The 8,146-nt window shown below is 67.8% G+C and carries 8 protein-coding genes and 1 pseudogene; 3 read left to right on the top strand and 6 right to left on the bottom strand.

The features are described 5' to 3' along the window. The 3 genes and pseudogenes from IWX63_RS16000 to IWX63_RS15990 all read right to left on the bottom strand — a co-directional run. Positions 1–465, bottom strand: a pseudogene (locus IWX63_RS16000) (ABC transporter permease); the annotation flags it as partial. 119 nt (positions 466–584) lie between these two features. Then, positions 585–1,418, bottom strand: coding sequence for an ABC transporter (locus tag IWX63_RS15995; RefSeq protein WP_199279150.1), 834 nt, complete (start codon positions 1,416–1,418; stop codon positions 585–587). Between the two features lie 113 nt (positions 1,419–1,531). Then, positions 1,532–2,785 carry an ABC transporter substrate-binding protein gene (locus IWX63_RS15990; protein WP_199279149.1) on the bottom strand — a complete coding sequence of 418 codons (1,254 nt, stop codon included), beginning with the start codon at positions 2,783–2,785 and terminating at the stop codon, positions 1,532–1,534. Between the two features lie 95 nt (positions 2,786–2,880). Between IWX63_RS15990 and IWX63_RS15985 the strand changes: the two genes are divergently transcribed. Both IWX63_RS15985 and IWX63_RS15980 read left to right on the top strand, forming a co-directional pair. Continuing rightward, positions 2,881–3,558, top strand: coding sequence for a TVP38/TMEM64 family protein (locus IWX63_RS15985; protein WP_199279148.1), 678 nt, complete (start codon positions 2,881–2,883; stop codon positions 3,556–3,558). Then, positions 3,551–4,207 carry a CDP-alcohol phosphatidyltransferase family protein gene (locus IWX63_RS15980; RefSeq protein ID WP_199279147.1) on the top strand — a complete coding sequence of 219 codons (657 nt, stop codon included), beginning with the start codon at positions 3,551–3,553 and terminating at the stop codon, positions 4,205–4,207. The genes IWX63_RS15985 and IWX63_RS15980 overlap by 8 nt, the downstream gene beginning before the upstream one ends. Before the next feature lie 13 nt (positions 4,208–4,220). Here the strand turns inward: IWX63_RS15980 and IWX63_RS15975 are convergent, their stop codons facing one another. Then, positions 4,221–5,678 carry a dihydrolipoyl dehydrogenase family protein gene (locus IWX63_RS15975; protein WP_199279146.1) on the bottom strand — a complete coding sequence of 486 codons (1,458 nt, stop codon included), beginning with the start codon at positions 5,676–5,678 and terminating at the stop codon, positions 4,221–4,223. A gap of 115 nt (positions 5,679–5,793) precedes the next feature. Here IWX63_RS15975 and IWX63_RS15970 point away from each other — a divergent pair, with 115 nt between their 5' ends. After that, the gene (locus IWX63_RS15970; RefSeq protein ID WP_199279145.1) at positions 5,794–6,465 is read left to right on the top strand and encodes a class I SAM-dependent methyltransferase; all 672 of its coding nucleotides are present in this window, start codon (positions 5,794–5,796) and stop codon (positions 6,463–6,465) included. On the opposite strand, the gene IWX63_RS15965 is transcribed toward IWX63_RS15970, so the two are convergent. Further along, complete coding sequence (locus tag IWX63_RS15965; protein WP_199279144.1) at positions 6,439–6,768, bottom strand: antibiotic biosynthesis monooxygenase family protein; 330 nt, start codon at positions 6,766–6,768, stop codon at positions 6,439–6,441. The genes IWX63_RS15970 and IWX63_RS15965 overlap by 27 nt on opposite strands. A 450-nt stretch (positions 6,769–7,218) precedes the next feature. Next, positions 7,219–8,146, bottom strand: a 928-nt coding sequence (locus tag IWX63_RS15960) for an IS481 family transposase (protein ID WP_442859139.1), incomplete at its 5' end; no start/stop codon positions are given.

Here is an 8,146-nt window from a genome sequence, read left to right as displayed (position 1 = left end):
GGCCAGGGCACTGCGATACATGAACGCCGTGTACGGCAGCGCGGTCACCGCCAGGAGCAGGACAACACCGGCGAACGCCGGCACATGCAGGCGCAACAGCGTCGTGTTCGCGCCCATCACCAGGGAGAACGGGGGAACCGCCAGGGGCGCAAGCAGGATCAGGTCCACTGCTTTACCGCGCAGCCCCGGTAACCTCCGGGCGGCCACAGCACCCAGCAGGCCCAGCGGCGTCGCGACGACGGCGACAGCTACCCCGAGCCCCAGGGACGCCAGTCCCGCCCCGATCGTGGCCCGGTCCCCCAACGACGCGAGGGCTTCCAACGAGTACGACGTCGGGAGGACGGCGGGGGCCCGCCACTGCCCTGCAACCGCCCACAGCACCGCCGGGAGCATCGGCGTGAGGATCCAGAGCACCAGCACGACCCCGAGGAGGGCCCGCACCACCGGCCGGGCCTGCACGCTCACACCCCTCGGGGCCCAGCGCGAGTCCCCTCTACCAGCCGGGGGCCCGGTCAGCAGCGGTGTCACCTGTGTCGCCCCGGACTCCATCGGTGCCGGGCGTGTCACCTGTGTCGCCCCGGGTGTCATCGCAGGTTCCTGCGGGACCGCAGGACGGCGACCCCGGCGAGGATCGCCGCCGCGCCGGCGACGACGGACACCAGGGCTGTGGCCATGGCTTCCGGTCGGGCTGCCAGGTCCACCGACCCGAACAGCCGCACAGCGCGCACGGACAACGGCTCCGGAGACGTGGCGCCGAGCAGCCAGGGACTCTCAAAGGCGCCGAAGGTGTAGACGAACACGATCAGCGCCGACACCATGAGCGCCGGCGCCGACAGGGGCGCCACGACGTGGATGACGCGCTGCCACGCTGTGGCCCCGAGAGTCGCGGCGGAATCACACAGGCCCGTCATCGACCGGGACATGCTGCCGATCACGACGAGGGCGACGAACGCGGATTCCTTCCACGCGTACTCGCTGATCACCGCAACCCACCAGGGCCCGCCGACCAGGGCAGGGAAGGCTTCCGGCATGCCCAGTAACCGGTGCAGGAACCCGCTGTCGGACAACCACAACCCCACAGCCCCGGCGCCGATGAGGTGAGGCACAGGAATACTCGCCGCACTCAGAACCGCCACGACCCTGCCCATGCGGGGTGCGGCAAGGACGTACACGGCGATCATGAAGCCGATCGCCAGGGACAGCACCGTGGACGCGGCGGCGATATACACCGACACCGCGACGGACCGTCCCAGTTCCCCGGCCGATCCGGTCCACCCCTGCGCACTGAGCTCCGGCGCGCCGACGAAGGGCATCAATCCCAGGCTCTGGGCCGACGCGGCCACGAGGGAGACGCCGAGCACCAGCACCACGGGCACCACCGCGGGCAGCGCAAGCAGCACCGCCCGTCGCGACGCCAAGTCACGACCACCGACAGCATTACCGGCGGGCCTGCGGGTCCGGTCGCCGGGATGGTCGGTGCCGGCTTCCGACGCGGCGCCTTGGTGCTGCCCATGGCTCGGGGGTATGCGGTTCATCGTGGGCCCGGGATTGCCTGGCGCCATGCCTCGTCCAGGGCAGGGACCCAGTCCGCGGCGAGTTCGCCGTGGGCGTTGCGGGAGAGTTCGTCGTAGGTCGGGACCACCCGGGAGGCCGGCAGGTCATCGAACAGGGCTTTCTGGTCGGCGTCGAGGCGGGCCGGGTCGAGGACAGGGAACTGACCCCAGGTGCGTGGGTCGGCTTTCGCTGCCTGCTGCTCCGGTGAGAGGGCCAGGTTGGCGACGACCATCGCTCCGGCCGGGTCGGAGGCGTTGGCGGGGATCGCCAGAAAGCTCGCGTTCCCCACGGTCCCTTCCTCGAGGGTGAGGACCTTCGTCGTGTCGGGCAGCGCCCCGGATGCCACCAGGTCGGTGAGGGTCGCCGGCCCGTAGGTCATGGCGATGTCGACCTCACCGTCGGCGAAGAGGGTGTTCAGGGCCTGTTCGTCCCGCGGGTAAGTGGCGCCTGCTCGCCAGAGGGATGGTGCGACCTCGTCCAGGGCGTCCAGGGCCGCTGGGGCATGCTCGTCGAAGGCTTCCTCGCTGTAGTCCAGCGGAACCTCCTCTGCTCCGCCGGCCTCGCTGAGCATCACTTCGCGCAGGAAGACGCTCCCGGTGAAGTCCGGCGGGGCGGGGTAGGTGAAGCGTCCCGGATTGTCCGTGGCCCAGTCGAGGATCCCCTGAAGGGTAGTCGGCGGGTCGGTGACGGTCGCGGAGTTGTAGAAGAACGTGAACTGCGCCTTGTGCCAGGGCGCTTCGCACCCGTCCACCGGTGTGCCGAAATCGTTGAGCAAGAGCGGGTCGTCCTGATCGGTGAGTGCCATGTTCGGCAGCACATCGGTCCAGTCGCACCGCCAGGCCTCGGCCTGCCGGCCTGTGCTGAAGTTCGCCCCGTTCACCCACACCAGGTCCACCGAACCATCCGTGCGTCCGGCCTGGATCTCGGACAGGACCCGGTTCACCGCGTCCGCGGTGTCGGTGATGGGCACCCGTCGGAGGATGACTCCCTTTTGGGCTGCGGCAGGAGCGAGGACGTCGTCGACGTAGGCGTTGCCCTGCTCATCGCCGCCGAACATCCACAGATCGACCGTCTGACCGTCAGCCTCGGCGAGGACCTCTTCGAACGACCCGAAACTGGCCGGGGGTTCAGCGGGGCCCGCGGCGCAGGAGACCAGCACAAGGGCAGCGGCGGCCATCACGGGTGCTGCGGCCCGGCGGTTGCGGGACGAGGTTGCGGGTGGGTGGTTCATGGGTCCTTCTCGGCTGGGGTGGAACGGGGTCCAGTATTCTTCGAAGCGGGTACGGCCCCTGACGGGCCGCACCGGAGGATCTACGGCGGGAGACCATGCAGCAGGACGCCGGACCACGCCAGTCGTGGCTGACTCCGCTCCGGCGGGCTCTGCTGCTGGGCGTCATCATCGTCTCCGCGACCGTCGCCGTCGTGGCCCTGCCCCTGCCCGACGTCGATGACCTGCGGTCCCTGATCGAGCGGGCCGGGTGGTGGGGTCCGGCCGGTTTCGTGCTTGGGTACGCGGCACTGACCCTCGCCCCGGTGCCGAAGAGCGTCCTCTCGGTCGCGGCAGGAGTGCTGTTCGGATTCCTGCCCGGCCTGCTGCTCGTGTACGGGGCAGCCCTGCTCGGGGCGACCGCCGCGTTCTGGCTCGGACGTCTCCTGGGACGGGAGGCCGTCGAGAAGTTCACCGGGACCCGGGTTAAGACAGTCGACGAGGTCCTCAGCAGGCGCGGCTTCCTCGCCGTGGTCGGGGTGCGTCTGGTCCCGGTCCTGCCGTTCACCGCCATCAACTACTCCGCCGGCCTCACCGCACTGGGCTGGTGGCCCTACATCCTGGGCACCATGGTCGGTATCCTGCCCGGCACCGTGAGCTTCCTCGCCCTGGGCGCCTACGGCCTGGACTTCGGCTGGCCGGCGACCCTCGCCGCGGCCGCCCTCGGCATCCTCACCCTCGCCGGCGTCATCTACGCGATCCGGGCCCGGCACAGGAGCGGGCCCCACCATGTTTGACACACGACTGCGCCGCGTCCTCGCCCCGGCGCTGGAGCGGGCCGCGGCCCTCCTCGACGTGCCCTGGATCAGCCCCAACAGGCTCACCGGCGCGAACCTCGTCCTCGGCCTGGCCAGCGCCGGGCTGGCAGCAGCACAACTGTGGGTGCCCGCGCTCATCGCCTGGCTCCTCTGCCGGTTGGCGGACGGCCTCGACGGACCGCTGGCCCGGCGCCGCGCCCACCCGGCCGCCGATCGGGTCCACGCCGGATCACCACGCCACATGTCGGACACCGGTCAGGGCGGGTTCTGGGACATCTGCGCTGACTTCGTCATCTACGGGGCGACGGTGCTCGGCGTCGCCGTTGGCGCGACGGCCGGCTTCGATGCTCCATGGTTACCATTCCTCCTGGTCCTGTTCGCCTACTACATCAACGGCAGCGCCTTCCTCGCGTTCTCCTCCATCGCGGAAAAGACCGGACGAACCATCGACGACGGCCGGTCCCTGTCGTTCCTGGGCGGCCTCGCCGAAGGAACCGAAACGGTCATCGTGCACAGCCTGTGGCTGCTGCTGCCCTTCGTGGCCTGGCAGATAGCCCTGGTCTGGGCCGTGCTGGTCTGCATCAGCGCCGCCCACCGGATCATTGCCGGATACCGCGCCCTCGGCTGACACACCCCGCACGTCACCCTCGCGCGGGGGAGGAACGGGTCGCACGCCATCGGGTGAGCCGGACCAGCCCCGACATCGCCGTCCGGACCAACGGTTTTTCAAGGGCCGTGCGGGCATCGGCGATCGCGGCGTTCCACAATCCGTCGTTGTAGGTCGGGTAGGGGTGGGTTACCCCGGCCAAGTCGCGGGTCGTCAGCTTCTGGTGGACAGCGAGAGTCAACTCGCCCAGGGTTTCCCCGGCCCGCGGCCCCACGACGGTGCCTCCGAGGATCCTGCCCTGCTTGTCGATGACCAGCCGGGTGAACCCGTCGATCTGGTCCTCGGTGATGGCCCGGTCCGTGTGTGCGTGCTGGATCGTGGACACACGCTGGCCCCTCCCCTCAGGACTGGTGATACCCACCGCGGCGACCTCGGGGGAGGTGTACGTGACCCTCGGGATGACTGAGCTGACGGATCGACGGACCCCCAGGACAGCGTTGGACGCCGCGGTGCTCGCATACACGCCGGCCAGATGCGTGAAGTCAGGGTTCGGGGTCACATCACCTGCCGCCCAGATCATCGGATTCGAGGTCCGCATCGCATTATCGACCCGCACATACCCCTTCTCGTCGAGTTCCACTCCGACCAGCTCAAGCCCGAGCTCTTCGGTACGGGGCTTCCGCCCCGCCGCGACGAGGATAGTGTCGGCGGGAAAGGTCCGGCCATCACCGACCCGGACGCGGCTCACCGCTTCCCTCATGCCGTCGGGTGAGGTGGTGACGCCCTCCACCACGGCGCCTTCGATGATCTGCACACCGTCCTGGGTGAGACTGGCACGGACGATGTCCGCGGCGTCGGCGTCCTCTTTGGGAAGGATCCGGGAGCGGACGAGCATCACCACGGACGCGCCCAGTCGGGCGAGGGCCTGCCCCAACTCGCAGGCGATCGGCCCTCCACCGATGACCACCAAGTGCTGCGGTAGCTCTGTCAGATCCCACACGGTCTCGGAGGTTACTACCGGCGCCCGGTCCAGACCCGGAATGGGGGGAACCGCGGGATCGCTTCCGGTGGCCACAAGGGCGTGATGGAAGCGGATCTGCTGCCCGTCGATCTCTGCCTGGCCGAACCCGGTGAAACGGGCGACGCCGTGGCGAACCGTCACCCCAGCCGCTTCCAGGGACGCCGGCGAATCATCGGGCTCGATCGCGGCGATCGCAGCCGCGATCCGTTCCCTGACCGTCGAGAAATCCGATCCCGCCGAAGCAGGTCCGGCGGTCCTGGCCGGGTTCATCCCCGCCCCGGCTGCACCCGCAGCGGCGGAGAGAAGCGTCTTGGACGGCACACACCCCGTCCACAGGCAATCACCCCCCGTGCGGGCACGCTCCACCAAAACGACGTGGGCACCCAGCCGGGACGCGGTCTTGGCGCCTACGATCCCCGCCGTACCCCCGCCGACGACCAAAAGATCGATCACCTGATTGCTGGTTTCCATGATGCTGGTTCAACCCTTCGCTTGCCGTCGTGATCCGTGCCGGGGTGATGAACGGTGCCCCGTGAGCCATAAGCTGATCATTCCGGTGCCGCCCGCGGCACCAACGTCCTAGGGGGTGATTCCTGTCGCCAAGAAACGCACCAAGATATCCACCGAGAAGTACAGCAGTTTCGCGCCGTTCTACGACCTGCTCTCCGGAGAACTGCCCGTCTACCGTGCGGGCCGGGTGCTCGGGATACGATCCCTGGACCTCTCCCCGAGCCATCAGGTCCTGGACCTCGCCTGCGGCACCGGGCTGAATTTCGCGCACCTGATAGACCGGATCGGTCCTACCGGAACCATCATCGGGATCGACCGAAGTGCCGAGATGCTCGCCCAGGCCCGACGGAAAGCGGACCGCCGCGGATGGACGAACATCATTCTCGTCCAGGCCGACGCGACCACCTCCTCGACCGCATCCCTCAGCGCGTCCATCACATCCCACGGAGGGAAGGCCCTCTCCGATGCCACCCTGGCGACCTACGCACTGTCGCTCATGAAACCGTGGGAGGCGGCCTGGGAGACCATGAAGGACCTCACCGCGCCCTCGGGTTCGATCTGCGTAGTGGACATGCAGGAACCGACAACCGGGATCCCCGGTATGAAGGCCCTGGCGCGCCTCGCGTGCCGGCTGGGAGGCGCGGACATCACGGCCCAGCCCTGGCAGGGATTGGAGCGGGACTGCGCCCACGTCACCAGGGCATCCGCCCGCGGCGGGCACCTACAGATCCGCACCGGCCGTCCCTGACCACGACGACAGATCGACCGGTACCCCACCGAAATGGACCACCCCGACGGACACGACATGCTCTTGCAGGATGGCCAGCACCGCCTGACCATTCTCACTGGCAGGGAACACCTCGGTGTGATCCTCAAGGGTGTCCCACGCGACGCGCAACAGGTACACGTCCTGACGGTCAACGCTCGGATACAGGTCCACGGACCGGCAGCCCGCTGACGCCGTGAGGTGCGCCTGCAGCTGCGGATACGCCGCGAGGAAAGCCTCATGACAGTCGGGGTGAATCGTTAGCGTCGCATGTTCAAGAATCAAGGGAAGACTTCCTTCGGGCTAGAGGCCGTGAACCAGAACGACGACCGCAGGTTCGATCCGGCCGCCGGGGAGGTTGGGCCGACCAACAGGTCGTACCCCGCCTTAGATCAACAGCCCACCCTATGAGCCCGCTGAAGGCGCGTTCTGTAACCCAGGACACCAAGCCGCCCTGGAAAGCCACGCCCACAACACCGGAGCGGAACAGGGGTCGCAGTCCTTAGCTATTCCTCCCTAAGCCTCCGTCGCAAGTGGCCCTTTCGCTCACGCTGTAGCCATGGCCAGTGAACCGACTCCCGATCGTGCGATGCACGGCAAGGATCCCTCACCGGGAGGCCTGTACCTATCTCGAACTCATTCCCAGCGATATTTCCTCCTGTAGATGCCGGTTCGGAGCTTGACCCGATTTTGAACGTGTCTCGAGAAGCTACGACTTTCCACGCTGAGGTGAGGCTAGTTGTTCTGTGTCATGACGTTGGTGACGGTTCGCTGGAAGCGTGAGGCTGGGGGTTGGTCACCGATTGCAGTATGTGCTCGATGGTAGTTGTAGTGGATGTTCCAGATGGTGATGGCGTCGGCGCGTTGGGTTTCTGAGGTCCATTCGCGGGCGTAGAGAAGCTCTTCGGCGAGGGTCCGGTTGTAGCGCTCCACTTTGCCGTTGTGCTTGGGCGTGTGGGGTCGGATGCGTTGGTGGCGGGCCGCGGTGGACAAGATGGTGCGGGTGAAGTTCTTCGCCCGGTAGTTGGACCCGTTGTCGGTCACGACACGGGTGATGCGGTGGATGCCGTGGGCGGCGAAGAACACCCTGGCACGACACCAGAACCCGATCGTGGTCGCCGCGGTCTCGTTCGGCAGGGCCTCGGTATAGGCCAGGCGGGAGAAGCCGTCCACGGCCGAGTGCAAGTACACGTACCCGGCCCGGGCGCCCGTCGTCTTACCTTCGGTCCTGGCTGCGGTTTTGGCTGTGGTTTTGGCCCGTGCGGCGGCTTTGGCGGCCTCGGAGCCGCGCCCGTGGGCCCGCCAGCCCCCACCGTCGGGTATCCGTCCGACTTTCTTCACGTCCAGGTGGACCATGTGCCCGGCATACCGGGCCACGATCCTGGTGCTGGTCCGGTTGCTGGCACCGGTCGGGTCGATATCGCGTCGGCGGGAGATCCCGAGCCTGCGCAACCAGCGGGCCACGGTCACCGGGGAGATCCGGTGACCGTCCCGGACGAGCTCGAGATGGATCTGCCGTGCCGTCCATTTGTGCTCCCGCCGCAGGACCTCGATCCGGTCCACCACAGTGTCAAGTACCGGGTTTTGTGGAGGTTCGGTTAGGCCCGTTCCAGTTTTTTGGTGACGGGTAGATGGGCGTAAAAGTTGGTTTCGGCTTCGACGG

It is taken from the genome of Arthrobacter sp. CAN_A2, from assembly GCF_015752045.1.
Classification (GTDB): Bacteria; Actinomycetota; Actinomycetes; order Actinomycetales; family Micrococcaceae; genus Arthrobacter_D.
This window is presented reverse-complemented; position numbering and strand designations above follow the sequence as displayed.

Coding starts and splice junctions, on each gene's coding strand:
- IWX63_RS15990 (WP_199279149.1), bottom strand. CDS start 2,785: ATGAACCACCCACCCGCAACCTCGTCCCGCAACCGCCGGGCCGCAGCA.
- IWX63_RS15985 (WP_199279148.1), top strand. CDS start 2,881: ATGCAGCAGGACGCCGGACCACGCCAGTCGTGGCTGACTCCGCTCCGG.
- IWX63_RS15980 (WP_199279147.1), top strand. CDS start 3,551: ATGTTTGACACACGACTGCGCCGCGTCCTCGCCCCGGCGCTGGAGCGG.
- IWX63_RS15975 (WP_199279146.1), bottom strand. CDS start 5,678: ATGGAAACCAGCAATCAGGTGATCGATCTTTTGGTCGTCGGCGGGGGT.